This is a genomic window from Candidatus Zixiibacteriota bacterium (assembly GCA_017999435.1).
Classification (GTDB): domain Bacteria; phylum Zixibacteria; class MSB-5A5; order GN15; family FEB-12; genus JAGNLV01.
The window spans coordinates 280,968-307,381 of record JAGNLV010000002.1 but is presented as its reverse complement, the minus strand read 5'-3'; the positions used below and the strand labels follow the sequence as shown (position 1 = coordinate 307,381).

20 protein-coding genes are annotated in these 26,414 nt (G+C 65.0%); 10 read left to right on the top strand and 10 right to left on the bottom strand.

The genetic code is table 11. The features are described from left to right. Positions 1–38: 38 nt before the first annotated feature. A complete protein-coding gene (locus tag KA261_06775) occupies positions 39–1,127 on the top strand; it encodes a DNA replication/repair protein RecF (GenBank protein ID MBP7697499.1) in 1,089 nt (362 codons plus the stop codon). Beyond that, the gene (locus KA261_06770; GenBank protein ID MBP7697498.1) at positions 1,127–2,173 is read left to right on the top strand and encodes an ABC transporter ATP-binding protein; all 1,047 of its coding nucleotides are present in this window, start codon (positions 1,127–1,129) and stop codon (positions 2,171–2,173) included. Before KA261_06775 ends, KA261_06770 begins: the two co-directional genes overlap by 1 nt. 249 nt (positions 2,174–2,422) lie before the next feature. Here the strand turns inward: KA261_06770 and pepF are convergent, their stop codons facing one another. From pepF to KA261_06720, 10 genes are all read right to left on the bottom strand, one after another. After that, positions 2,423–4,249, bottom strand: coding sequence for an oligoendopeptidase F (gene pepF / locus KA261_06765; GenBank protein MBP7697497.1), 1,827 nt, complete (start codon positions 4,247–4,249; stop codon positions 2,423–2,425). A gap of 158 nt (positions 4,250–4,407) precedes the next feature. Continuing rightward, positions 4,408–6,084 carry a serine hydrolase gene (locus KA261_06760; protein MBP7697496.1) on the bottom strand — a complete coding sequence of 559 codons (1,677 nt, stop codon included), beginning with the start codon at positions 6,082–6,084 and terminating at the stop codon, positions 4,408–4,410. A gap of 114 nt (positions 6,085–6,198) precedes the next feature. Then, on the bottom strand, positions 6,199–7,032 hold the full coding sequence (locus tag KA261_06755) for a purine-nucleoside phosphorylase (protein MBP7697495.1): 834 nt from the start codon (positions 7,030–7,032) through the stop codon (positions 6,199–6,201). A 216-nt stretch (positions 7,033–7,248) separates the two neighbouring features. Beyond that, on the bottom strand, positions 7,249–8,526 hold the full coding sequence (locus KA261_06750) for a DivIVA domain-containing protein (protein MBP7697494.1): 1,278 nt from the start codon (positions 8,524–8,526) through the stop codon (positions 7,249–7,251). Positions 8,527–8,746: 220 nt separating this feature from the next. Continuing rightward, on the bottom strand, positions 8,747–9,484 hold the full coding sequence (locus KA261_06745) for a YggS family pyridoxal phosphate-dependent enzyme (protein MBP7697493.1): 738 nt from the start codon (positions 9,482–9,484) through the stop codon (positions 8,747–8,749). Then, positions 9,481–10,380, bottom strand: a complete 900-nt coding sequence (locus KA261_06740; protein MBP7697492.1) for a hypothetical protein — start codon at positions 10,378–10,380, stop codon at positions 9,481–9,483. The genes KA261_06745 and KA261_06740 overlap by 4 nt, the downstream gene beginning before the upstream one ends. Before the next feature lie 133 nt (positions 10,381–10,513). Beyond that, positions 10,514–11,104, bottom strand: a complete 591-nt coding sequence (locus tag KA261_06735; protein ID MBP7697491.1) for a TlpA family protein disulfide reductase — start codon at positions 11,102–11,104, stop codon at positions 10,514–10,516. Positions 11,105–11,210: 106 nt separating this feature from the next. Continuing rightward, on the bottom strand, positions 11,211–11,729 hold the full coding sequence (locus KA261_06730; protein ID MBP7697490.1) for a thioredoxin fold domain-containing protein: 519 nt from the start codon (positions 11,727–11,729) through the stop codon (positions 11,211–11,213). 25 nt (positions 11,730–11,754) lie between these two features. Then, a complete protein-coding gene (locus KA261_06725; protein MBP7697489.1) occupies positions 11,755–15,198 on the bottom strand; it encodes a DNA polymerase III subunit alpha in 3,444 nt (1,147 codons plus the stop codon). Between the two features lie 287 nt (positions 15,199–15,485). Further along, positions 15,486–16,109 (bottom strand): PEP-CTERM sorting domain-containing protein, encoded by a 624-nt coding sequence (locus tag KA261_06720; protein ID MBP7697488.1) that lies wholly within the window; start codon positions 16,107–16,109, stop codon positions 15,486–15,488. A 590-nt stretch (positions 16,110–16,699) separates the two neighbouring features. Here KA261_06720 and recA point away from each other — a divergent pair. From recA to KA261_06680, 8 genes are all read left to right on the top strand, one after another. Next, positions 16,700–17,776, top strand: a complete 1,077-nt coding sequence (gene recA, locus KA261_06715; GenBank protein ID MBP7697487.1) for a recombinase RecA — start codon at positions 16,700–16,702, stop codon at positions 17,774–17,776. 27 nt (positions 17,777–17,803) lie between these two features. Continuing rightward, complete coding sequence (locus KA261_06710; protein MBP7697486.1) at positions 17,804–18,580, top strand: HNH endonuclease; 777 nt, start codon at positions 17,804–17,806, stop codon at positions 18,578–18,580. Then, positions 18,577–18,849 carry a hypothetical protein gene (locus KA261_06705; GenBank protein MBP7697485.1) on the top strand — a complete coding sequence of 91 codons (273 nt, stop codon included), beginning with the start codon at positions 18,577–18,579 and terminating at the stop codon, positions 18,847–18,849. The genes KA261_06710 and KA261_06705 overlap by 4 nt, the downstream gene beginning before the upstream one ends. A gap of 588 nt (positions 18,850–19,437) precedes the next feature. After that, complete coding sequence (locus KA261_06700; protein MBP7697484.1) at positions 19,438–19,773, top strand: STAS domain-containing protein; 336 nt, start codon at positions 19,438–19,440, stop codon at positions 19,771–19,773. Between the two features lie 137 nt (positions 19,774–19,910). Beyond that, positions 19,911–22,187: a carbohydrate binding family 9 domain-containing protein gene (locus KA261_06695; protein MBP7697483.1), complete on the top strand. Its 2,277-nt coding sequence runs from the start codon at positions 19,911–19,913 to the stop codon at positions 22,185–22,187. A 57-nt stretch (positions 22,188–22,244) separates the two neighbouring features. After that, a complete protein-coding gene (locus tag KA261_06690) occupies positions 22,245–23,054 on the top strand; it encodes a PhzF family phenazine biosynthesis protein (GenBank protein ID MBP7697482.1) in 810 nt (269 codons plus the stop codon). Positions 23,055–23,182: 128 nt separating this feature from the next. Continuing rightward, the gene (locus KA261_06685; GenBank protein MBP7697481.1) at positions 23,183–24,235 is read left to right on the top strand and encodes a class I fructose-bisphosphate aldolase; all 1,053 of its coding nucleotides are present in this window, start codon (positions 23,183–23,185) and stop codon (positions 24,233–24,235) included. Positions 24,236–24,355: 120 nt separating this feature from the next. Next, positions 24,356–25,684, top strand: a complete 1,329-nt coding sequence (locus tag KA261_06680; GenBank protein ID MBP7697480.1) for a M48 family metallopeptidase — start codon at positions 24,356–24,358, stop codon at positions 25,682–25,684. Positions 25,685–26,414: the final 730 nt, after the last annotated feature.

The window sequence follows — 26,414 nt, the reverse complement described above, 5'->3', positions numbered from 1 at the left end:
AATGGCAGATGGCAGCGTCTGCCATTTTTCATTTTGGTATGATACTCCGCTCCCTTCACCTTCAGGGTTTTCGCAACTTCGCCCCGCTGGCGATCGAATTCGGCGAGCGGGTCAACATTCTGTACGGCGACAACGGCTCGGGGAAGACCAACCTCATCGAGGCGATCTTCGTGCTCTGCCTGGGCCGTTCCCACCGGGGAGTGCCCGACAGCGTGATGCTGCAGCAGGGGACCGAGACTTTCCGTCTTGAGGGGCGGCTCAGCCGCAACGGGGAAACGGAGGCGGTCGCGGTGGCCTACCAGACCGGCGGCCGGAAGAAGATCACGGTCGAGGGAGTGCCGATTCGGCCGGCCGAGCTGTACGACCGGTTCTGCGCGGTCACGGCCGGGCCGGAGGACACGGAACTTCTCGCGGGGTCTCCCGCGGCGCGGCGGGTGTTTCTCGATATTTATCTCGCGCAGTACTCCCCGAGGTACATCGCGCAGCTAAGCGATTACAGCCGGGCGCTGGCGCAGAAGAATGCGGCGCTGCGCATGAACGCGGCGCCGGAGGCGTTCAACGCCGTGCTCGTGCCTTTGGGGGCGGCCATCACGGCGGCGCGGGCGCGCTTTCTGGAGCAACTCGTGCCCCTGGCGGCCGGCCACTATGAGCGGATTTCCCACGGCTCTAAGATGACGATTGCCTACCGGGCTTCTGCCGCGAGTGTCACCGACAGCAACGGGGCGGAGGGGATGGCCGCGCAGTACGAGCGCAAGCTTGCTTCCTACACGGAGCGGGAGCGGGCCATGCAGGTGTCGCTCGTGGGGCCGCACCGGGATGATCTGGCGATCGAGATCGGAGGCTACCCGGCGCGGACGCACGCCTCGCAGGGAGAGATGCGGACGGCGGCGATCGCGCTCAAGCTGGCCGTGTACCAACTGCTGGCGGCCCGACGGGGGGCGCTCCCGCTGTTGCTCCTGGACGAAATATTCGCCGAGCTCGACGACAGGCGGATCGGGGCCCTCCTGGCCGAGCTGGCGGAATTCCAGCAGCTTTTTCTCACGACGGCCGGGCAGCCGCCTTCGGCCCTGCAGGCGCAGAGCCGACGGTTTGAGATCAGCGGCGGACGAATCGCGGGGGTGCAGTAATGCCGGAACTGGTGCTGCGGGAGATCCGGAAGGAGTTCGACGGGCGGTCGGTCCTGGAGGATGTGTCGCTCGAACTGGCCGCGGGGGAACTGCTTGTCCTGCTGGGTCCGTCGGGGTGCGGCAAATCGACCCTGCTCCGGCTGATCGCCGGCCTGGAGGAACTCGACCGGGGGGAGATCCTCCTGGGGGAGCGGCGGATCGACCGGCTCCCGCCGAAAGACCGCAACGTCGCCATGGTGTTTCAGAACTACTCGCTCTACCCGCACATGACAGTGGAGCAGAACCTGGCCTTTCCGCTGAAAGTGGCGAAGGTGTCGCGGGCGGAGCGCATGCTTTTGGTGGCGCGGACGGCGGCGCTGCTGGGGCTGGAAGACCGGTTGAAACTTCGGCCGGGCCAGCTCTCGGGCGGCCAGCGCCAGCGGGTGGCGCTCGGGCGCGCCATCATCCGCGAGCCGGCCCTTTTCCTACTGGATGAGCCGCTGTCGAATCTCGACGCCGATCTCCGGGCGCGCATGCGGGTGGAGATTGTGGGTCTCCAGAAGCGGCTGGGGACGACGATGATCCACGTGACCCACGACCAGGCCGAGGCGCTCACCATGGCCGACCGGATCGGGCTGCTCCACGAAGGGCGGCTGGTCCAGCTCGGGACCCCGGAGCAGCTCTACAACGAGCCGGCGACGCTGTTCGCCGCCCAGTTCGTCGGGTCGCCGCGGATCAACGCGGTGCCGGTGACGGCCGACGGCGAGGGGATCTCGGTGTTCGGGTTTGCACGGAGCGAGCTGGGGGCGGCGCCGCCGGCGGGAGAACTCACCGCGGCGGTGCGGCCGGAGAAAATCCGGATCGAACCGGAGGGGCGCTTTGCCGCGAGCGTCATCGGCTGCGAGTACCTCGGCGATCAGTATGTCGTGACGCTGAAGTTCGGGGAGACGGTGCTCACGGTGGCGGGCGTGACCCGGGAAATGCGCGCGGGCGAGCCGGCGCGGTTCGCCATTGCGCCCCGGGACCTCCTGTTTTTCGATCGGGCGAGCGGGCGGCGCGTCGGGTAAAGCGGGGGGCCACGGCCGCGCTTTCCGGGGGAAGCCGGCCGATCCGGCAGCCAGGGTTGCACAGTCTACCGGAACAGGGAGCGGGACGGCAGGTCAAGAAGGGCCCGGAAGGAGTAGACCCCCAGAGCCGCGCCGAGCGGGAAGTTGAACAGGTGGAGGACGGCGGCCGCGGCGGGGAGGTTGAACACGAAGATGACTATGTTCAGAATACCACGGCTTTCACGTGCTTTTCCCTCGGGCGGCGCGCTCCTATTCTTGCGAGAGGCGGTCAAGCTCCGCGACCTGGTCGGCGAAACGGGTGAGAGTGGACTCGATCGCCGCGGGGCGGCTCATGTCGACACTGGCGCGGCGCAGGAGCTCAATCGGGTAGTCGCTCCCGCCGGCGGCCAGCAGGTCGAGGTAGCGGTTGATCGAGTCAGGGCCGCCGGCCAGGACGTTATCCAGAATCGACTCGGAGGCGGCGTAGGAGGTGGCGTACTGGTAGACGTAGAAGGTCATGTAGAAGTGCGGGATGCGGCACCACTTGAGGCCGAAGTAGGGATCGTCGCCCAGGTCCGGGCCGTAGTATTTTCGGGTGAGGTCGGCCCACAGCGCCGTGAGCCACTCGGGCGACAGGGCTCCCCCGCCCTCAACCTGTGCGTGGATGGCCAGCTCGAAGTGGGCGTAGAGAACCTGGTTGAAGAAGGTCCCCATGGTGTTGTCGATGTACCGGTTGAGCAGGTAGAGCCGGGTGGTCTTGTCCTGGGCCTTCGACAGCAGGTGCTGCAGGAGAAGACCTTCGTTCAGAGTGGAGGCGACTTCGGCGACGAAGATTGAGTACTGGGCTTTCGGGTAGGGCTGGTGCGTATTGGAGAGGTGGGAGTGCAGGGCATGGCCCATCTCGTGGGCGAGCGTAAACATGTTGTCGACCGTGGCGTTGTAGTTCATGAGCACGAACGGGTGCACGCCGTAGCTCCCCCAGCTGAACGCGCCGGAGGCTTTGCCGGCGGTTTCGAAGACATCCACCCAGCGCGAGGCGAACCCCCGGCGGAGAACGTCGAGGTAAGTCGGGCCGAGCGGCCGGAGGGCGTCGAGAATCTCCGCGATCGCATCGTCGTAGGCGACCTCGTAGTCGGCCTCGGGAAAGAGCGGGCAGGCGAGATCCCAGGTGTGGAGCTGCTCCACTTTGAGGAGACGCTGCCGGACGCGCAGGTAGTGGTGCATCCCCTCGAGATGGGCCTCGGTGGTCTCGATGAGGTTGCGGTAGACGGAGACGGGGATGTTGTCTCCGAAGAGGGCGGCCGCCAGGCAGCTGTCGAACCGGCGGGCGCGGGCGTAGAACACGTCGGCGTTGACCGCGGCGGCGAGCGACGCCCCGAGCGTGTTGAGGTGCTCCCGGTAGGGGCGGTAGAACGCATGGTAGGCATCGTGCCGCACCCGGCGGTCGGACGATTCCATCAGCTTGGCGTAGCGCTGCTTGGTGAGCTGGACATCCCGGCCGGACTCGTCCTGGACAGTCGGGTAGGAGAGGTCGGCGTCGTCCAGCATGGTAAAAATTGTCTCCGGGCCGCGAGTGACCTGGGCCGAGAGGGCGAGGAGTTCCTCCACCTCCTGGGTGCGGACGTGGGCGCGGGTGCGGATGAGCTCGTTGATGTAGAAGTCGTATTCGTCGGTGTGCGGGAAGCGCGCGGCCATCGCGCGGAGCGCCTGCTCATCGATCGCCAGCAGTTCGGGTTCGACAAAGGCGAAAGCGGCGCGGCCGCGGGCAGAAAGGGCCGCGGCGCGGTCGGTCATGGCCTGATATTTCGAGACCCGGTTGTCGATATCCTGGCTCAACTTCGCATATTGGTAGAGACGGAACATGGCCAGCCCGAGGTCGGAGCGGCTCTTCAGACACCGGTAGAGCGTGTCCGGCGACTCGTGGAGGCGCCCGGCGAACCCGGCGGCGTTCCGGATGAGTTCCTCGACGCGGCGGGCGTCGTCATCCCAGGCCTCGTCGGACAGATAGAGGTCGGCGAGGTTCCATTGGTAGCGTTCCTCGACCTGGTCGCGGGTGGGGATTGTTTTCTGGTCATCGGTGCCGGTCGCGCAGGACATGGGGGGCCTTTCGTTTGGTTGGTTCGCCATCGGGCGCAATATCGCAGGTAAGAGCGGCGGGCGCAAGGGCGGCGGGCGGGATTTTGCCGGCCGCGGGCGAGCCGGGCTGCTCGTCCGCTTTCGGCGAACGCGGAACCCGACCCACCCGCGGCTTAGGGTCACTTGATCTTCTTGGCCGGCATGTCGCGACCTCCCTGGTGGAGGATCAGGCCGGTGGCGCGGCCGGTCGCCGGGTCGAGCTGGAATGTGATCTGCGCGTCGACAACACGCAGGAAGTATTCGGTTTCGCCGGCGGGGAAGATTTCGAATTCCTGCTGGCCGGTGGCCTGCGAGAAGAAGCGGCCGTCGCGGGCGCGAAACGTGAGGACAAACCCCGGCGCGAGTTCGTAGTCGCCGACCAGACGCGCGAAGACCGCCGGGTCGATCGGGACCACCGCCCGCTCCGCCATGAGGCTGTCCGCGAGCGGTCCGGTGACCCGGTCGCAGCGGGTGTCGACGCCCGACTGGTGGATCAGGTGGGCCACCACCGCGCCCGCCTGGTCGCGGATGAAAACGAGTGTCGTCGAATTGTCGTTCTCGAAGAAGAATTTGTCGGGGGCCTCGGGGAAGACCTGGAAGACCGGGCCGCCGGTCCGCTGCGAGTAGAGGTTGTCGCCGTCGCGGCGAATCACCCGGTACGAGTTGTCGCCGACCCGGTAGACGCCGACGAGGGCATCGAACGAGGCGGGGTCGGCCGCCGCCGGTGTTTTCCGGACCGGCCGGTCATAGGGCTGGTCGAACATGATCGCGGCGAGCGTGGAGCCGAGGCCGGCGGCATTGGCCGACATGTTGTTGCACAGGACGATGATGGTCAGCCGGTCGTCGGGGTAGCGGGCGATGACGCTGGTGAAACCATCGATGCCGCCGCCGTGGGAAATCTCGCGCCGGCCGAACCGTTCCGCCACCATCCAGCCGTACCCGTAGTTCTCCAGGGCGGGGGTGTACATCTGCTTCCGGGAGTCTTCCGAGAGAACCCGGTCGCCGTAGAGCGCCTGGTCCCAGATGAGCAGGTCGCCGACCGTGGAGGCGAGGGCGCCCGCGGCATACGGGAGGGTCATCGAGATCGGATCGGCCGGGACGAGTGTATCTTCCGGAGCCACGTAGCCGACCGCACGGTTGGGGGTCCGCTCGTTCGGGGGGTAGGTCGTGTGCGTCATGCCGAGGGGGCGAAAGATGTGCTCCGCCAGGTAATCGGCGTAGGTCTGCCCCGAGACAGCTTCGATAATCAGCCCGAGGAGGAAGTAGCCGGAGTTGCAGTAGCGGTACATCGCCCCCGGCTCGAACTGCAGCGGCAGATCTTTGAAGGAAGCGACAATTTCGCGGGCCGTCATGTCCAAGCCGCGGCGAGCCATGAGGCTGTCGATGTCGGTGTAGCTGACTAGGCCGGAGGTGTGGGTGAGAAGGTGGTGGACCGTGATTCGGTCGCCGGTGGCTTTCGGGAAGTCGGGGAGGAATTTCGAGATCGGGTCGTGGACGCTGAGTGTCCCCTGCTCCTGGAGCTGCAGGATGGCGGCCGCGGTGAACTGCTTGGTGACCGAGCCGATGAGGAACTCGGTCTCGGGGGTGTTGGGCTGGCCGTGGGCGACGTCGGCCATGCCGTAGCCTTTGACGAAAACGGGAACGCCGTCGTCGGCCACAAGCACGGCTCCCTGGAACCGGAGGACATCGCAGGCGGCGCTGAGATAGGCATCGAGTTCGGCCGTTTTGTCGGCGGCCGGCACGGTGGCCGCCAGCAGGAGCGCAGCGGCGAACACCAGCACGCCGGCGGTTGTACGGAGCAGGAACGATTTGCGCATACCGTACCTTTCACAGCAGGATAGAGCGGGTTCGATTTGTCCTATCAGACGAATCCACGGGCGTAATGTTGCCGTCAAATGTACTGCGCCCGTGGGGGGCGAAGCGAGCGCCTGCTACTCCATCTTCTCCACGCAGCCGGCGATCAGGTCGCGCAGGATCGGCTCGGTCGCACTCGCGGCCCCGATCACATCGGCCAGCGAGCAGGGATGCATGTTGTCCGGCAGACCCATGTCGGTGATGATCGAGAACGCGAGGATCTTCGTGCGCTGGTGGTGGGCGGTGAGCACCTCCGGCACCGTCGACATGCCGACCGCATCGGCGCCGAACCCGCGCAGCATGCGGTACTCAGCGGCGGTCTCCAGGCACGGACCGGTGAGACCGACATACACGCCTTCCTGGAGGCGGATCTTCAGCTCAAGAGCAACCTGCCGGGCGAGAGCCTGGTACCGCCGGTGGTATACCTCGTACATGTCGGGGAAACGGTCGCCGAGGGTGTCGTCGTTGGGGCCGATGAGCGGGTTGCCGGGGAAGAAGTTGATGTGGTCTTTGATGAGCATGATATCCCCCGGCGCGAAATTCGGGTTGAGACCGCCGGCGGCGTTGGAGACAATGAGGGTGTGGATACCGAGCGCTTTGAGGGTGCGCACGGGAAAAGCGATCTGTGGAAACGAGTACCCCTCGTAGTAGTGGAACCGTCCCTGCATGCAGACCACCGGTTTGCCGCGCAGGCGGCCGAAGAGGAGGCGGCCGGCGTGCGACTCGACGGTGGAGACGGGGAAATGCGGGATCTTCTCGTAGCTGACCGTGCCGACCATGTCGATGCCGTCGACCAGCTTCCCCAAACCGGTGCCGAGGATGATGCCGATCCGGGGGGTGAAGGCGATCTGCGAGGTGATATAGCCGACCGCGTCGTTCAGCATGGCGCGGAATTCCTCTATTGTCTGCATGGGTACGCTCCTTCAGCTGCGGAAACCTTCCGTTTACTGAGGCGAATATAGCAAACGGGGGGCGGGAGTCACGCGGGAAATTGGGTCGGAACCGAAGGGCCCGGGCGGCGCGGACAAGGCGGCCAAGAGGGCAAAGGAAAGGACCGGTCGCGGGAGGGAAGGTGCGGCCGGTCCTTTAACTGCGCGTGGGGTGATTTTCGCGTCGTTGCGCCGCCGCTAGGAGCGGGCGGCTTTGTCCATCTCCTCCTCGAAGCGCGCGGCGACTTCGTCGAGTTCACGTGCGATGTCCTCGGGCACGGCGGCGGCGCTCTTGCGCGGGGCGGCCGGGCGGGCGGCCGGGGCCGCATCGCCGATCGGCTGGTCGATGTCGATCAGGTTGTGCTCGGTCGAGGCGTCCGCTTCCTCCGGCGTCTCGGGAGCCGGGATCCGGCCGGTGCGGTTGCGCTCATCGAAATCGTTGAGGGTCGCGCGCATCGATTCATCCCGTTCCGACGCCGCGGCGGCCGTCGGGCCGGCGGCGGGCGCCGCTGTCCGCCGCGACAGCTCAGGGGCGGTGGCGTGGGACATCTGGTAGCTTTCCAGGGCGGCGGCCAGTTCCGGGTCGATCGCCGGCTGCGGGGGCGGCGGCGCCGTCGGAGCGGGACCGACCGCGACAATCTGTTCGGCGGCGTTGGCCTCTTCGGTGTGCGCCGGTTCGGCCGGTTCCGGCTCCGTGCTGAAAGTCTCGAGCTTTTTGCGCGTCACCTCGGTGACTTCTTCGACCTCAAGGCCGTTGGTCGGCTTGAACGGTCTCAGGGTGGGCGGCACGACGGCGGGGATGTTGGCCTCGCGCGCCTGCCGGATCCAATCCGCCTCCGGAGCGGTCGTCGCCGTCCTGAGATCGCGGCGGAAATCGCCGGCGGCCCGGGCGGGCTCCGTCTCCGAGGCGGCCGGGGTCGCCGGAATGCTCGTGATGGTCGGAGTCTTCGCGGTATCGTCGGCCGACGGCTCGGCGGCGGCGGTCGGGCGCGCCGGCTGCATCCGCGGCACCTCCGGCTCCTTCACCCGCTGGAGTTCGTCGATCAACTCGAGGTGCGACTCGATGAGATTCTTGAGCTTGGTCTGGTACGAGACCTTGACCATGCGCAGGCGGGTGATCTGCTCGTCGAGGACACGGGCTTCGTCGGCGCGGGAGCCGACGATGGTCTCGGCCTCGGCGCGGGCTTTGTTGAGGATCTCCCCCACTTCGCGCTTGGCGTTGGCCACGAGAGTGTCGGCGTTGCGGCGGGCGTCGATAGCCGCGCTCTTGATCGTGTCCTCGAACTGCTTGAGAGCCTCGAGCTGAGTGCGGACCGTGTCCCGCTCGATCGCGATCTTGAGGTTCTCCTGCTTGAGATCCTCCAGGGCCGCGGCCACCTGCTGCAGGAGCTCGCGCACTTCATCCTTATCGTATCCCCGCATCTGGTTCGGGAACTCGTAATTGCGGATATCGTTCGGCGACAGGGCCGTACTCATGGGTCAGCTCCTTCAGTTTCCCTTTTCCAGTCCACCGGCGCCGGGAACGGAAAGATGCCTTTCCGGCAGCCACCGGGCCGGTACGGTCTGTATCTGTATTAGTTATCGGGAGACGGGGGATGAAAATTGAGAACGGAATGGGACTTGAGAAGGCGGGACGGCCGCCTGCCGCAGAGTCGGAGCAGGTTGTATGCGCAAGCAGGACAGAGAGATAGACAGCTCAGTCGGACGGCTTGTCGGACTCCCGGTCCTCCGTGTACGAAAATTCATCGGTCGGACGCTGCCCGAACAGAAGGCTGCCGATGCGCAGCATGGTCGAGCCCTCGGCGATCGCCAGCGGAAAATCGCCCGACATACCCATCGAGAGCGTGTCGAATTCGTCGCCGAACAGATCCTGTCCCTGCCGGAACAACTCGCGGCAGCGCCGGAATGCGGCGCGCACGCTGTCCTCGTCGTCCGCGAGCGGGCCGATCGTCATGAGGCCGGAGAGGACGATGTTCTCCAGATTTCGGATCTGCCGGCAGAGGTCGAGACAGGCGTCCGGCGAAACGCCGTATTTCTGGTCTTCCCCGGAGCAGTTGACCTGAACGAGGCATTCGATTTCGAGTTCGGCTTTGCCGGCCTGGCGGTTGATCTCATCGGCCAGTTTCAGCGTGTCGACCGACTGGATGACGTCGAAAAGTTCGACAGCCCTTTTGACTTTGTTGGTCTGGAGATGGCCGACCATGTGGAAACGGGCGATCTGGCCGAGGGCGGCGATTTTCGCGTCGGCCTCCTGGACCCGGCTCTCGCCGATATTGTGCAGGCCGGCGGCGACCGCGGTGCGGATGACGGACGGAGGGTGGGTTTTGGTGATGGCGACCACGGTGATGTCGTCGGCATCGCGGTCGTATTGTTCGCAGGCCTCGACGATTCGTCCGCGCAGCTCAACGATATTTCGGCCAATGTCCGCTTTCATGGTACCGGCGCCAAGATGAAGGGAAAGGGGGATTCAGGCAAGCAAAAAGCGCGGCGGGAGTCCGGGGACTCCCGCGCCGCGGAAAGGCGGGGCTCGCGGATGATGGCGAGTTTGCCGATCTGAGCCGGTTGGCCGGGAACCTCGACCACCCAGTAGTAGAGCCCGCTCTCGACTTTCTGGAAGTTCCGGTTGATGAGATCCCACGCGTGGCGGGTGTGGAGCGGATCGGCGGGATTCGTGTCGTGGTCGAGGGTGCGCACCCGGTCGCCATTGAGGGTGTAGATGTGGATGGTGCACTGCGGGGGGAGGTTGGCAAACCAGATCGCGCGGACGCGCTCGTCCCAGCGGTCCTCCTGCGCCCGTCCCTCGAACCCCTGGACGCGGTAGCCGGCGTCGGTGCGGTAGGGGTTGGGGTAGATGTAGACCTGATTGCTCCCGGAGAGGGGGGCGTCGAAAGCGTGGAGGGGGAAGCCGCTCACAGCGGTTTCGGCGATGGCCGACTCCAGAGGGCGGACGCATGATTCGGGGGAGCCGAAGTCGAAAGCGGTGACAGCGACCCAGTAGGGGACACTGGGGAGGAGGCCGGGGATATCACCGGCGTACTCGTAGAACTTGAGGTAGCCGTCCTCGGTGTACATGTCGGAGGTGAGGGAGTCGGGCGGGAGGGTGCGGGGATCGGGGAGGTCGGGATAGGTTTTCCGGATGCGGGTGAGGGAAGAAGAGGGAGGCTCGGTCGAGTCGCGCAGGGGGACGGCGTTGAAGCCGTGGGGGGTGAAGTAGCAGGAGGAGTCGGGGTAGAGAGGGTACTGAAAGTAGCGGCCCGGGCCGGGGCAATCAGCCGGGTGAAAGCTCGTGTCTGCACAGGGGTCGGGAGCTCTTTGTGTCCTCGCCGTCAAGCTACGCCCGCCCGGGGCGTTTGTCAGGAGAATGAGTTGATGTGAGGGGTAACCCACAGCAGAGCTGTGGGCGACCAGCCGGGAATGATCGCGCCGGGCGGGGCCTGTGATACGACCAGCGGCGGAGGGCGCCTCAGGAGCCGGCGGGAGAGGAATTGATGATCGACTCGATGGCGCGTTTGAAGGTTTTGTAGTCGCGGGGGCCGACGTAGTGGTTGACGATTGTGCCGTTGTAGTCCTCGACCTGGAACAAGTTACCCTTCGCGTCGAAGAAGAAAGTGGTCGGGATGCCGCGGATGCCGAAATCCACCGCGACCGTCTGATCCCCCATGAGCATCTGCCAGGTCATGCCCTGCTGGGCGGAGAAGCGTTTGACTTTGTCGGGGGTGTCGTTGAGGGCGATGCCGAGGATTTCGATGCGGTCGCTGTATTCGCGGTAGATTTTCACCATGTCGGGGATTTCGCGGCGGCACGGGCCGCACCAGGTGCCCCAGAAATTGATGACGACCGGTTTCCTGCCGAGCCATTCGTCGGCGGTGCGGATGTTGCCGTCGGTGTCGCGCAGAGTGAAGGCGACCTGGCCGGGCGGCTGGGTCCGGGCAGGCGGCTGCGCGGCGGCCGTTTGGGGTGTCCTTTCGGCCCGCGGCCGGGTGTCGGCGCTGTTGTCCCCGCAGCCGGCGAGGAGCAGGCCGAAAGCGAGCAGGGGGGCGAGAAATCGGATCATGGCGTCGTCTCCCTTGTTGTCCGGACATGCCGGTTGGGCGGTCTGCCCGCGCCCCGGCGCGGGGCGACGGAGCGGGCCTCCTCCGGCAGTATCGGCGCGGCGGGGGCTAGTCGTTACTCTTGGGAGTCTCCGTCTTGGTAGTGTCGTACTGCTCGTCCTTCACGTACGAGAGGGCTTCCATCATGACGTCGGGGGGACGGTATCCGGTGATCTGGCCAAGCTTGCTGCCGTCGGACTTGAGAAACCAGAACGTGGGGTAGCCGCGGACGCCGAATTCTTTCTTGGCGAGGTTGGCTTCGGTGATCTTGTAGCCGTTGACGTTGAGTTCCTTCTGGGAGTCGCCGTCGACTTTCACCGGGATGAAGTTGGCGTTGATCATTTCGACGACTTCGGGTTTGGCGAAAGTTTCGCGGTCCATCTTCTTGCAGAAGCCGCACCACTTGGCGGTGAAGTCGACGAGGACGTGCTTTTTCTCGGCGGCGGCGCGCTGGAGGCCGACGTCGTAGGCGACCCACTGGATTTCGGCCGGGGCGGCGGTTTTGCCGGACTCGTCGTCGGCGAACACAAACGCGCCGGCGGCGAGGACGAGCACAAGCGGGAGCATGATGGGCGTGATGGCTTTCATGAGGCACCTTGTTGCGGTATGGATGTTAACTTTCTTTGCGCTGCAGGGGGCGCAGGTACGCGCCGCTTTCGCCGAGGATGGCTTTCAGGGAGTTCAGCAGGGCGAAATCGGGGTTGACGGCGTACTTGCGCGACCGGATGTACACCTCCGAGCCGTTTTCGCGGGCCGCCACGAGCACCGGGGTACTTCCCCGGCTGGCGTCCAGCGTGCGGAGCGTCTGATCGAGTACGGTATCGGGGCAATCCACATCGATCTTTATAACCAACTGGCAGGAGAAGCGTTCCGTCAGCTTCTCCAGCGGCAGAACCTCGCCGCCGATGATCTTCGGAGCCTCCCCCTCGCGCGTCGACACCCGCCCGGTCACCAGCACCATCCGGTCGGCCGCGATGATCTCCTTGTTCTCGTCGTAACATTTCGAGAAGAGAATCAGTTCGGTCGAACCGGTGTAGTCTTCGAGGGTGGCGAACGCCATCATGTTCCCTTTCTTGTCGACCATTTTCTTGACGGCGGTGAGGATGCCCCCGACCGTCACCTCGCGGCCGTCGGCCGCCTGCCGGAGACCGTCGGCGGTGAAGGTCGTGAACGACTTCAACTCGTCGCGGTAGGCGTCGAGGGGATGGCCGGAGATCCAGAAGCCGAGCATGGTCTTTTCCTGGTTGAGGCGTTCGGCGCGCGGCCATTCCTCGAGGGGCGGCAGAGCGGGGGGGACCCGCCGCGCGCCGGCGCTGTCGGCGAACAGGTCGTGGGAAGCGGCGGCTTCCTGGACTTTATGGGCGAACTCGAGCACGGCCTCGACGGCCGCGTACTTCTGCGCCCGGTTGCCGGGGAGGGAATCGGCCGCCCCGGCGGCGACGAGGGATTCCAGGACGCGGCGGTTGAGCGTCTTGGCCGGCACCCGGGTCACCAGGTCGGCCAGGTCGCTGTAGAGGCCGTCCCGCCGGCGTTCCTCGACAATCGCCAGCGCCGGCGAGCCGCCCACGTTCTTCACCGCCTGGAGGCCGAACCGGATCTTCCCCTCGGCTACGGAAAAATCGACCTGGGAATGGTTGACGTCGGGCGGGAGCACGTCGATGTTCGCGCGGCGGCACTCTTCGAGGAAGGCGTAGATGCGGTCGGAGTCGTTGATTTCCGAGGTCATGAGGGCCGCCATGAACTCTTTCGGGTAGTACTGCTTGAGCCAGGCGGTCTGGTAGGCGACGTAGGCGTAGCAGGTGGAGTGGGCCTTGTTGAAGCCGTAGCGGGCGAAGGTCTCGATCTGGTGAAAGACCTCCTCGGAGACGCTGCGCGGGACGCCCAGGCGGTCGGCCCCCTCGAGGAACTCCTGTTTCTGGGCGGCCATGAGAGCGGCGTCCTTCTTCCCCATCGCCTTGCGCAGCAGGTCGGCGCGCCCGAGCGGGTAGCCGGCGAGGACGTTGGCGATCTTGAGCACCTGCTCCTGGAAAACGATCACGCCGTAGGTATCGCCGAGAATTTCCTCGAGCGACGGGTGGACGAATTCGATCCTCTGCCGGCCGTGCTTGCGGTCGATGTAGATGTCGATCATGCCCGAGTCGAGCGGACCGGGGCGGTAGAGGGCGTTCATCACGACCAGGTCGGTAAACTTCGACGGGTTGAGCTTGCGGAGGTAGTCGCGCATACCGGGGGACTCGAACTGGAAGATGCCGACCGTGTCACCGCGGGCGAAGAGGCGGAACACCTCGGGGTCGTCGAGCGAGAGGTTGTCGAGATCGAGGGCCGCGCCGGGGTCGTTTTCCCGAATCATGCGCACGGCGTCGTCGATGACGGTCAGGGTGCGCAGGCCGAGAAAGTCCATCTTCAGCAGGCCGATCTTCTCGACCATCTTCATGTCGTACTGGGTTGTGATCTCGTCCTTGCCGGACTTGAAGAGGGGGACGTAGCTGGTGAGGGCGGAGGGGGCGATGACGACCCCGGCGGCATGGGTGGAGCAGTGGCGGGCCAGGCCGTGGAGGGTGACCGCGTAGGAGAGGATGCGGTCGACGCGCTCGTCTTTCTTGCGCAGCTCGGCCAGCTCGGGGACTTTCTTCAGCGCCAGCTCGATCGTCTGCCCGGGGCCCTCCGGGACGAGCTTGGCGATTCTGTCGACCTCGCCGTAGGGCATGCCGAGGACGCGGCCGATGTCGCGGATGACGCCGCGGGCGGCGAGGGTGCCGAAAGTGATGATCTGGCAGACGTTGTCCTCGCCGTACTTGTCGATGACGTACTTGATGATCTTGTCGCGGCCGCGGTCGGCGAAGTCGATGTCGATGTCGGGCATGGACACGCGCTCGGGGTTGAGGAAGCGTTCGAAGAGAAGGCCGAAAGCGAGCGGGTCGATGTTGGTGATGCGGAGAGCGTAGGAGACGAGCGACCCGGCGGCCGAGCCGCGGCCGGGACCGACCGGGATCCCCTCGCGGCGGGCGTAGTCGCAGAAATCCTTGACGATGAGAAAGTAGCCGGCATAGCCCATCTGCCGGATCACCCCCAGCTCGTAGCGGAGACGCCCCTCGATCTCGTCGCTCAGCCGGCCGTAGCGCTCCCGGCAGCCCTCCCGGCAGAGGTGCTCCAGGCAGTCGTCGGGGTTGGAGAAGGCGGCGGGAATCGGAAAGACCGGCAGGAGGAGGCGGTCCATCTCGAGTTCGAGGTTGCAGGCCTCGGCGATGCGGATGGTGTTGCGGAGGGCCTCCTTGAAATCGCCGAACGAGGCCTCCATCTCCTCGGCCGACTTGAAATAGAGCTGGTCGGTGCGGTAGCGCATGCGCTGGGTGTCCTCGACCATCTTTCCGGTCTGAATGCACAGGAGCGCGTCGTGCGCCTCGGCGTCCTCGCGGCGGAGGTAGTGGCAGTCGTTGGTGGCGACGAGCGGGATTCCGGTTTCGCGTGAGATCGCCTCCATGCGGGGAATGTTCTGCAGCTCCTGCTCGAGACCGTGGTTCTGGATTTCGAGGAAGAAGTTCCCTTCGCCGAAAATATCCTGCAGCTCGCGGGCGGCGGCGACCGCTTCATCGGTCCGCCCCTGGAGGAGGTGCCAGGCGACCTCCCCTTTGAGGCAGGCGCTGGTGGCGATCAGCCCTTCGCTGTGGCGACGGAGGAGTTCCTTGTCGATGCGGGGGCGGTGGTAGAAGCCTTCGAGGAAGGCGGCCGAAGCGAGTTTGACGAGGTTCTGGTAGCCGGTGAGGTTTCTCACGAGGAGGACCAGGTGGAAACCGCCGTCGGGCCAGCGGCTGGAAGGTTTCTTGTCGAGGCGGCTGCCGCCGGCGACGTAGGCTTCGCAGCCGATGATCGGTTTGAGGCCGGCGCGGCGGGCCTTGGTGTAGAATTCGATCGCCCCGAACATGTTGCCGTGGTCGGTAATAGCGAGCGCCGGCATGCGCTGCTCGCGGGCCAGCGCGATCACATCGTCAAGACGGCACGCCCCGTCCAGCAGCGAGTACTGGCTGTGCGTGTGGAGATGGACAAAATTCGCAAACATAGGCTCAGGCCAATCAACCCTCCCCTCTTCCCTGCTTGTACGGCGGCCGGTGTCTTCGGATCGCGGAAAGGTGACGGCCGGGCGGTACGGGTCGGGTATGACAAGGGCGGTCCCCGCCGGGGCGGTCGCCGCCGTCCACAGATACAAAAAAACAGGCGCTGCGGGGTTTCGTCAAACGATTTGTGAAGGGCGGGCGGCGGGCGGGCGGCGGGAGGGCGCGGGGCCGGACGACGAAAGGCGGTCCGGTCGGACCGCCTTTCGGATTTGGGGAGATGTTACTCTCGTGCCTAGGTGCGGCGCCACCGGCGCACGACACCCGCGCCGGCCAGGCCGATGCCCATGAGCAGCATTGTCCCCGGCTCCGGCACCACCGTGGTGGAGGTGTCGGGACGGAGGATTTTGTTGCCGATGGAGCCGTTGCCGGGCATGGCGGTGGGATCGGGGGCGCCGAACCCGGCATTGTATGCCTCGTTCAGCCCCAGACCGCCGGCCCGTCCGTCTTTGGCGTAGAAGTCGCCCCAGACGGGAGCGCGGTTGGAGTAGAACTTGTAGTGAGTGGCCGTGAAGTCAAGCTTCATGGCGCTGCTCATGCCGTTCAGATCGCCGAACTCAACGGCGCCGGAATAGCCCCAGAAATCGGACGCCGTAGCATCGGGAGAAATCTCCAGCGTGAAATGGCTGACAGCCGCAACCTCCCAGGGATTCCCCTGGGCGTCGGTCAGCCAGTACTGGTAAAACCAGGAACCATCGGGCTGGTCTTCGATCATCCACTCAATCTTGAAGCCCTGCTGCGCCCAATAGCCCGAGGCAGTGACGCCGGCGGGGGACGCAAGGGAGCCGGAGAATGAGAGGGCGCTTGCCAGAGGCGACAGCAACAAGACCAGCGCCAGTGCAAGCACAACGTGTTTCATCGGCAACTCCTCATGCAGTATAGGGTTAATGGGTGTTCGGTATTCCTGCCGGCGGTCTGTGCGGATCAATGCACATCTCACCGGTTGTTTGCCCTGCCGTTTGGTCTGAGGGTCTCCACAACAGCGCGATTGTCTCCCAGCGGGGCCGCGACGACAAGCGCTAAACTGTTGTTTTCATTTCCAGTCAATTCACGGGTTCGCAGTCGTCCGGTTCCTTCGCCCGACCGAGGGTCGGGCCGACAGAGCCCGGGTGGTGGTCATGCCGGGGGATTAGAGCAACAAGTATGCCCCGGCGGGGGAAATCGAAAGCAGGCGCCCTCTTGTATTTTATTGTCCGACAACAGGTTGAATGGTGCGGAAGGAGTGCTGTCGGAAAGTTCCGGGCGGGGTGTGAAGCAGGGCATGCAAACTTCCGCAGAACGACCGATCGCCCCCTGGACCGGACCGGTGAAACCGCTGCGGTGGAGACGGCCAGGGGCGGACAATTCGGTTTCCGGAGAGTGAAAGATGTGATATATTTCCGAAAACGTTCGTTCTATAATGGCGGGAGAAGCGCACATTTAGGCAGGCAGAGAAGGAGCCGGATGGTAATGAAAGGCAAAGACAAGGCGGCGGGATCGCAGGCGCCGGACCGTAAGAAAGCGCTCGAGGCGGCGTTGATTCAGATTGAACGGTCGTTCGGCAAAGGGGCGATCATGCGGCTGGGGGACGAGTCGGTGCAGAAGGTGCAGGTGATCTCGACCGGCTCGATCGGGGTCGATCATGCGCTGGGGGTCGGGGGGATCCCGCGCGGCCGGGTGGTCGAGATATTCGGCCCGGAGGCGTCGGGAAAGACGACCATGGCGCTGCACATGATCGCCGAGGCGCAGAAAGCGGGCGGGGTGGCGGCTTTTGTCGATGCCGAGCACGCGCTCGATGCCACGTACGCGCGCAATCTCGGGGTGGATACCGACAACCTGCTGGTCTCGCAGCCGGACACGGGCGAGCAGGCGCTCGACATCACCGAGACGCTCGTGCGGTCGGGCGCCGTGGATATCATCGTGGTCGATTCGGTGGCCGCGCTCACGCCGCGCTCGGAGATCGAGGGGGAGATGGGGGATGCGCACATGGGGCTGCAGGCGCGGCTCATGTCGCAGGCGCTGCGCAAACTCACCGCGATCATCAGCAAATCCAAAACGAGCGTCGTCTTCATCAACCAGATCCGCATGAAAATCGGGGTCATGTTCGGCAATCCCGAGACGACGACGGGCGGGAACGCGCTGAAATTCTACGCCTCGGTGCGGCTCGACATCCGGCGGATCGCCTCGATCAAGGAGAACCAGGAGGTGATCGGGTCGCGCACGCGCGTGCGGGTAGTCAAGAACAAGGTGGCGCCGCCGTTCCGCGAGGCGGAGTTCGACATCATTTACGGCAAGGGGGTGTCGCGCGAAGGGGAGCTGCTCGATATCGCGGCCGCCAAAGGAATCATCGAGAAATCCGGCGCCTGGTTCTCCTACGGCGGCGACCGGCTCGGCCAGGGAAGGGAAAACGCGAAGCAGTTTTTGGCGGACAACCCGGCGCTGTTCGACGAGGTCTATAAGAAGGTGCAGGTGGAGCTGGGCATTTCGGGCGGGATCGGGAGTTCCTCGGGGGCGGCGGAGGAGGAGCCGGCGGAAGTAGAGGGCTGAGGGGGAAACGCCGGAGCGGGCACAGGCATGGGAGAGGACCAGAGACCTCCACGGTATGGGGCTCCCTGGGACCGGGAGGAGTTGATTCTTGCTTTCGATCTCTATTGCCGCATCCCGTTTGCGAACACGAAAGCGGGCAATCCCCTCGTCGTTGAATTAGCGCGGTTGCTGGGGCGGTCACCGGCCGGCGTCGCCCGGAAACTGGGGAATTTTGGATCGCTTGACCCGGCCCTTCGGAAACGCCAGATCGGGGGCCTGCCGCACACCGGGGATTTGGATCGAGCGGTCTGGCGAGAGTTCCACTCCAATTGGAGTGAACTCGTCCTGCAGGCAAGTCAACTCCGCGAGCGACGGATCCAAGAGGTGGGGCAGAGCGCGGAAACATTGCGCAGCGGGCCGACAGAGACTCTGGCCTCCAGAAAGGTGAGGGTCGGCCAGGACTTTTTCCGCGAGGCCGTCCTGAGCGCCTATGATGAGCGGTGCTGCGTTACCGGACTGAGAATTCGGGAGTGTCTAATCGCGAGCCACATAGTTCCGTGGAGTCTCGCTGAAGAGGGACGTGCCGATCCCCACAACGGGCTCTGTCTCAGCGCGACCTTTGACAGGCTCTTTGACCGGGGCTTCATGACTGTCGACACTGATCTCCGCGTCGTTCTTGCCGCAAGCCTCCGGGAGGGGCTCGATCGCCGAGGGCGGCAGCTCGTCGGGGTTTATCACGGCCGCCCAATCGCCCCGCCGCGGAGATTTGCCCCGTCACCGGTGCGATTGGAGTGGCATCGCCAGAAAGTGTTCCGAGGACAGTGAGGAGGAGAGCAATGGGGTTTGATGCCGACGTAGCCGGTCTGGTGGGAGAGTACGCGGGCATTCCGGGAGGGAACCATCGAGCCGGTCCGGGCTCGCCTGCGTCTGAGCTTGCCGCACTCGCCGATTGGCTGGTGGAGCACCATGCATGGACACCTTCGGCCGCGCGCCATCTCGTCGAACTCGTCGCCCGGAACGGCACGTTCGTCCTTCGCAACGCTCTGGCGCTCTCGATCGTCCTGGGTGTTGAGGACGGCGAGTTGGGCCTCTAGCCGGAAAGGCGCAAGCATAAAGCAGGCCGCTCCGGATCCTTCGGAGCGGCCTTTGCGTTGCGTTCCCGACCGGGCTCAGCGGCCGGGAATTTTCCTCCATCGCCGTCCCGACCTCGCCCCGAATGCCGCACGGGCTCGCGGGCCGGCGACCGGATGTCGGCGGGTCAACCGGAACGGTCGGGCTTGCGCGGCCGCGGCGAAACACCGCTCGGCGGCCGGGCGACAGCGCCGGGATTACGGCGGGAGCGTAACGGACGCATAAGCTATTCCCCGTCGACGTTCAGAACCGCACGTGACAGTCCGTTAGCGAAAGATCGAAAGGACCTCGTGGCGTAGAGTGATGCTGCCATTTACAATCGCCTTAGTATAACCTGCCCGGCCCGTTTGCGCAAGCGGAAAACGAGCGGGCGGGCGGCGCCCAAAAACCGCTTGCGTTTGGTTGGGCGGCCGGTATTTTGATCGGACCGGGGATGCAGTTCCGGCAGGGTGATCGCGTGCCTCTCTCCGACCTGCCCCAGGACCCGGACGAGAGCGGCCGATAGGTGACGGACGACAGCAAACCACTATATACAGACTGAGGATCGGGCTATGAAGTTTACCGACACGCTCGAAGGGGATCTGGTCATCATCGAAATTTCCGGCAAAATCATGGGCGGGGAAGAGACGACCATGTTCCACGGGAGAATCCACGAGTACATCAAGCTGAACAAGAAGAATTTCCTGATTAACCTGAAGAAGGTCGAGTGGATGAACTCGGTGGGCCTGGGGATGCTGATTTCGGCGTTGACGACGGTCCGGAACGCGGGCGGGCGGCTGGTGCTGGCGAACATCGATAAGATCGAATCGATCCTGACGATCACCCGGCTGATCTCGGTGTTCGACCACTACGACAGCGTGGCCGAGGCCAGGAAATCATTTGCCTGAGAGCGCCGGCGCCATGGTCGACGGTGGAGAGGGCCTTGCCGTGCGAGGCCCTTTTGTTGTCCGGTGCTCCGTGAGCGACCGGCGGGCCGGCAACCGGCGCCCCCCGGCCGCCGTATACGGAAGGTAACGGCGACGGTATGATCCACGGTCGCCGCGAGGAGTCGCCGAGGTTCAGCATGCGAATGTGCGCGCTCTGCTTCTGGATGTGTCTGGCCGCGATGGCGGCGGCCGCGCCGGAGGCGCCCCCGCGGCCGACCCTGGCGATCGCGCGCGCCGCGGGGCCGATCGTAATCGACGGCGACCTGTCCGAGGGAGCGTGGCGGACGGCCGCGAACGCCACCGATTTTACCCAGTTCCTGCCGATCGACCGGGTGCGGCCGAAATCCGCCACCTCGGCGTATGTCACCTACGACGACCGGATGCTGTACGTGGGTTTCGTGTGCGACGACGATCCGGCGCAGGTGCGGGCCACCCTGACCGACCGCGACCGGATGTACAGCGACGATTTCGTGGGGATCATCCTCGATACCTACGGGGATGCGGCGTGGGCCTACGAGTTCTACGTCAACCCGCTCGGCGTGCAGGGGGATATGCGCTGGCTGGCCTCGGGCGAGGAGGACACCCGCTTCGACGTCGTCTATTACAGCGCCGCCCGCGTCACCGATTCCGGCTGGCAGGCGGAGATCGCGATCCCGTTCAGCTCGCTGCGTTTTCCCGACCGACCCGAGCAGAACTGGCGGGCGACATTCTGGCGCAGCCATCCGCGGCAGAGCACGTTCAAATACTCCTGGGCAGCCATCACGCAGGACATGCCGTGCGTGCTGTGCGAGCTGGGCTACTGGACGGGGATCAGGGATGTCAAGCCGGGCAGCCGCCTCGAACTTTTGCCGGCGCTGATCGCCTACCAGAGCGGCGGCCGCGACGAGGACGACCTCACGACGGTGTTTGAGAGTGGCGACGCCGAGGCGGAGGGGGAGCTCAACGTGCGCTACCGCCTGACTCCCGGGCTGACGGCCGAGGCGACGGTGAACCCGGATTTCAGCCAGGTGGAGTCGGATGCGGCCGAGATCGACGTCAACACCACCTACGCCCTGTCCTATCCGGAGCGGCGGCCGTTCTTTCAAGAGGGGAGCGATCTGTACGGCACGGCGATCCCGGCGATCTACACGCGCGCGGTCAACGACCCGAGCATCGCGCTGAAACTGACCGGGCGGCAGGGGCGAACAAGTTTCTTCTTCCTCGCGGCGGTCGACGACACCTCGCTGCAGCTTATTCCGCTCGAGGAGGAGACCGAGTATGCGGCGCGCGGCAAATCGTACGCCGCCATCGGCCGGGTGCGGCGCACCTTTGCCGATGACTCCTACCTCGGTGCGCTTTTCACCGACCGGCGGCTCGACGCCGGGGACGGTTCGGGGACGGTGTTCGGGATCGACGGCGCCCTGCGCGTCCGTGAAAAATACCTCCTCTCGACCCAGATGCTGGGAAGCTACCATCGGGAATCGGGGGCGCCGGGAGACGCGGGGGCGGGCGGGGAACCGGGGCCGGCGTTTGACGACGAGGGGCACACGGTGTCGCCGGACGGGGAAGCCTACAGCGGCATGGCCTCCTACACCCAGTTCCAGCGCTACTCCCGGCGGTGGGAGTTGGAGATCAGCCACACGGCGACCAGCCCGACTTTCCGGGCGGACAACGGGTTTATCCAGCGCGCCGGCATCCAGGAGGCGGATGTCGAGGGCAGTCTGTCGTTTCGCCCCAACGGGAAACTGGTGACGACAGTCACCACGGCCCTCCACGTGGGCCGCCTGTGGGCGTGGGACGGCGGGCGGAAGGATGAGTGGATCATGCCGGAGATTGCCTTCGAGTTGCCCTGCCAGACCGAGCTGTACGGATCGCTGGTGCTCAGCCGCGAGCAGTTCCGGGGAGTGTGGTTCAAGGACATCCGGCGGGTGGAGGGGGAAGTGAGCACGCGCGTGCTGCACAGTTTCCGCGCCGGCGCGGCGGTGACGTACGGCAATTCGATCGCCCGGATGGACAACCCGGTGATGGGGCGGGAGCTGTCGGCCGGATTCGAGGCGATCATCAAGCCGCTGCAGCAGTTCACGATCGAACCGACCTGGGAATACTACCGGATCCGGGACCGCGAGACGGGCGAGCGCCTCGAGGAGGGGTATATCACGCGGACGCGCTTCAATTACCAGTTCACGCGCGAGTTGTTCGCGCGGCTGGTCGTGCAGTACGACGATTTTGACGACCGGCTGAATTTCGAACCGCTCCTGACCTACAAGCTCAACCCCTTCACCATCTTCTACATCGGGGCGGCGTTCCGCCACGGGTGGGACGACGAGCGGGGGATCGACGGGCGCCTCATCCAGCGGCAGTTCTTCGTCAAGTTCCAGTACCTCCTCCGGGCGTAGCGGCCGCGGGGGAGTTCGCCCTTGACCGCGGCGGCCAACGGGCTATACCTTGCCTGTATGCCCCAGCACATCGTACAGGTGGACAGCTTCACGAGCACGCCGTTTCGCGGCAACCCGGCCGCGGTGTGCGTGATGGCGGGCCCGCGGGAGCCGGAGTGGATGCAGGCGGTGGCGGCCGAGATGAACCTCTCGGAGACGGCCTTCGTGCACCCGCTCGACGGCGGGTATGCGCTGCGCTGGTTCACGCCCACGACCGAGGTGCCGCTGTGCGGCCATGCGACGCTGGCGGCCGCCCACGTGCTGTGGAGCGAGCACCACCTCAATCCCGACCGGCAGATCCGGTTTCACACCAAGAGCGGCTTGCTCGTGGTCACCCGGCAGGGGGAGCTGATCAGCATGGATTTCCCGGCGCTGCCGGTGGAGGCGTGCGCGCCGCCGCCGGGGCTGCGCGAGGCCCTGGGGCTCGAGGCGCGCTTTGTCGGCCGCGACAAGTTCCATTTCCTGATTGAGACGGCCGATGAGCAAGCGGTGCGCGCCTGTGCGCCCGACTTCACCGCCCTGGCGCGGGCAGCGCGGGAAGGGGTGACGGTGACCGCCGCGGCCGGCGGGGAGTACGACTTCGTCTCGCGGTTTTTCGCGCCGGCCCTGGGGATCAACGAGGATCCGGTGACCGGGACGGCGCACTGCGCACTCGGTCCCTACTGGGCGGGGAAACTGGGCAAACCGACGCTGGCGGGTTACCAGGCCTCGCGGCGTGGGGGGGCGGTGCAGGTGACGGTGCGCGGCGAGCGCGTGCTCCTGGCGGGGCGGGCGGTGACCGTGCTGCGCGGGGAACTGGCGGCCGCCGAATCGCCGCGGCACGGGTGACCGACCGTCGCCGGCGCGGCCGCCGAGCTTTTAACTTGGAGAAACAGCGGGTGTGACAGTAGTTTTGAGCGGTACGTACAGATTCGTCAACGCCGTACCCGCGGCTGTTAACATAGGAGAGTGGTATCATGATAGGCAAAATCGAGCAGCTTCTGGGCGACCAGAAGAATCTGTTGAAGCACGAGTGCAAGACGATCCCGAAGTCGAAACTGCACCTGCCCGGCCCTGATTTTATCGATCGGGTCCTGGTTTCGTCGGACCGCAGTCCGGCCACCCTGCGCAATCTCGCGGCCATGTTCAACCACGGGCGGCTGGCCGGCACCGGGTACCTCTCGATCCTTCCGGTCGACCAGGGGATCGAACACTCCGGCGCGGCCTCGTTCGCCCCCAACCCGGATTTCTTCGACCCCGAGAATATTGTGAAGCTGGCGGTGGAGGGGGGGTGCAACGCGGTGGCCTCCACGCTCGGCGTCCTCGGAGCGGTGTCGCGCAAGTACGCGCACAAGATCCCGTTTATCGTCAAGATCAACCACAGCGAGATGCTGACCTACCCCAACAAGTTCGACCAGGTGATGTATGCCGATGTCGAGCAGGCCTTCGATCTGGGGGCGGTGGCGGTCGGGGCGACCATCTATTTCGGGGCCGAGGAAGGGATGCGCCAGCTCCAGGAGGTGACGGCGGCGTTCAAGTACGCCCACGAGCTCGGGATGTTCACCGTGCTCTGGTGCTACCTGCGCAATCCCGCGTTCAAGAAAGACGGCGTCGACTACCACACGGCGGCTGATCTCACCGGCCAGGCGAACCACCTCGGGGTGACGATCGAGGCGGACATCGTCAAACAGAAGTCGCCGGAGACCAACGCCGGCTACAAGGCGATCGGGTTCGGGAAGACCAGTGAGAAAGTCTACACCGAACTGACGACCGACAACCCGATCGATCTGACCCGGTACCAGGTGGTCAACTGCTACATGGGGCGGGTCGGCCTGATCAACTCCGGCGGCGAGTCGAAGGGGAAGGGGGATCTCGCGGCCGCAGTGCGCACGGCGGTGATCAACAAGCGCGCCGGCGGGACCGGCATGATCTCCGGCCGGAAAGCGTTCCAGCGGCCCATAAAGGAAGGGATCGAGCTGCTCAATGCGATCCAGGACGTCTACCTGGAGAAGGACGTGACGGTGGCGTAGGCCGCCCGGCGGCGAATACCGGGAGGCGGGTCGTGGATGCCCGCCTCTTTTTTTTTGCACCCCGGCCGCCGTTGTCCCGTATACTCCTGCATTACGATTCTCACCCGGAGGTAAACGACAATGCGTCTGTGCTATCTGGTTCTCCTCACTGCGTTCTTGGCGATTCCGGCGGCGGCTCTGGCGGCCGAGCCGGCGACCGGCGGGTCGGCCGACACGCTCGGCCCGACGACGGTCGAGACAGCGGCGCCGGCGCTCGACACGGCCGCGGCGGCGGGCGCGGCGACGCCGGAGTATCCCATGGATCCCGAGCGGAAAGCGAAGCTGATTTCGTACTCGCGCTTTGTCAACATCTGGCGCTTTGCCGACCTCATCATCACCTGCGGGATTCTGGCGCTGATCCTGTTCACCGGCCTGTCGGCCCGGATGCGCACGCTGGCGCAGAGGATTTTTCGGCGGCGGGGGCTCGCGGTCGCCGGATTCGTCGTCCTGTTCATGGCGGTCGATTTCCTGCTCAATCTCCCCTTCAGCATCTACCGCAATTACATGGTCGAGTCGGATTATGGATTTGTGAACCAGTCGTTCGGCGGGTGGTTCGGGGAGGCGGTCCTGAGCCTGGTGGTCGCGTGCGTCATCGCAATTATCGCCGTGTCGTTTCTCTACTGGGTGATCAACCGGTTCCGGCGGTGGTGGCTGGTCTTCATGATCGGGGCAATCCCGTTCACGATCTTTTTCATCGTGATCGCGCCGGTCCTGATCAGCCCGCTGTTCAATGACTTCGTGCCGATCCAGAACCAGGGGCTGGGGACCAAGCTGGTGAACCTCGCGGAGAGCGTGGGGATTCACGACCCCGATGTCTTCCAGATCAATGCCTCCAAGCAGTCGTCGAAAATCAACGCCTATGTGACCGGGCTGTTCGGCACCAAGCGGATTGTGCTCTATGACACGCTGATCGACAATTTTACGGATGACGAGATCCTGTTCGTCATGGGGCATGAGATGGGGCACTATGTGAAGCACCACATCTGGTGGGGGCTGGCGGTGGCCCTGGTGTACATCGGGTTTCTCGTCTGGCTGATCAGTCGGATCGCGCCTGCGCTGATTCGCCGTTTTCAGAGGCGGTTCGGGTTCAGCACGGTGGGGGATGTCGCCTCGCTGCCGCTGCTGATCCTCCTGCTGACCGTGCTGGAGTTCGGTTTCCAGCCAATCACCAACACTTACTCGCGCATGCAGGAGCACGTGTGCGACAAGTACGGGGTGGACGTGACCGGGGTGGATGGCGAGACGGCGGCGCGGGCGTTCGACAAGCTGGCGGTGTACAACTTGTCCGATCCTTCGCCGAGCCCGTTGGTCGAGTTCTGGTTCTATGACCATCCCGCGCTCGAGGGCCGGATGGCGTTCGTCCGCGAGTACGCGGCTCAGACGGTGAAGCAACCGGCTGTGCGACAGTAACCTTCGAGTAATCCGGCCGACCACGAATCTCCCGGGCCCCGCACCCGGGCCGGGAATATGTAAGCCCCAGACGGCGCTACAAAGGAGCTCGCCGAGAGCCCGTGTTTGGAAAAGTTATGTTATTGTAAAGTAATACGATAACATTTCCTGCCCGAGTGGATGGTGAGCCTGAATCCCCCAGAGTGGGCCTCTCTTCAGCAGCTATCTTCCCGGCGTCGCAGGGGGGGCTGGGGCAGTGGTCTCGCCTGAACACACACAAGAAGAGGCCCATCCCTCACGCCTTGAAGCAGGAGACACCAGAGAGGATTGCGGGAACAGGCGTGCGAGGGGGCTGAAGTATGGGAACCCTTCCTCGTGAACCTCCCCGGAAAGTGCGGTTCCCGGTGTCGCGGATCCAGCCGGCCGGCGGCTGTTTCCGGAGAAAGCGGACAAATGAGATCCTGTACGCGTCGTTCGATGACATGGGGGGGTGAGAAAACGCCTGTGGGACAGGCGAAAACAGGCTTTTTCGCTTGACTGATAACAGATTAATTCTTAGCTTATATCAGTCTGGCTCCCCAGGTATTGGCATCATAAGGACGAAACGGCCCTCAGGGCCCGGTGCAAATTAGGTAATCGGGAGTAACACGATGATCGGTTGGTATATTTTCCCTTCCTGACATCGCCCACGCAATTTACCTCCCGACAACGGGGACACGGAGGCGGCATGCCGTCTCCGAGGCGCAGGGTT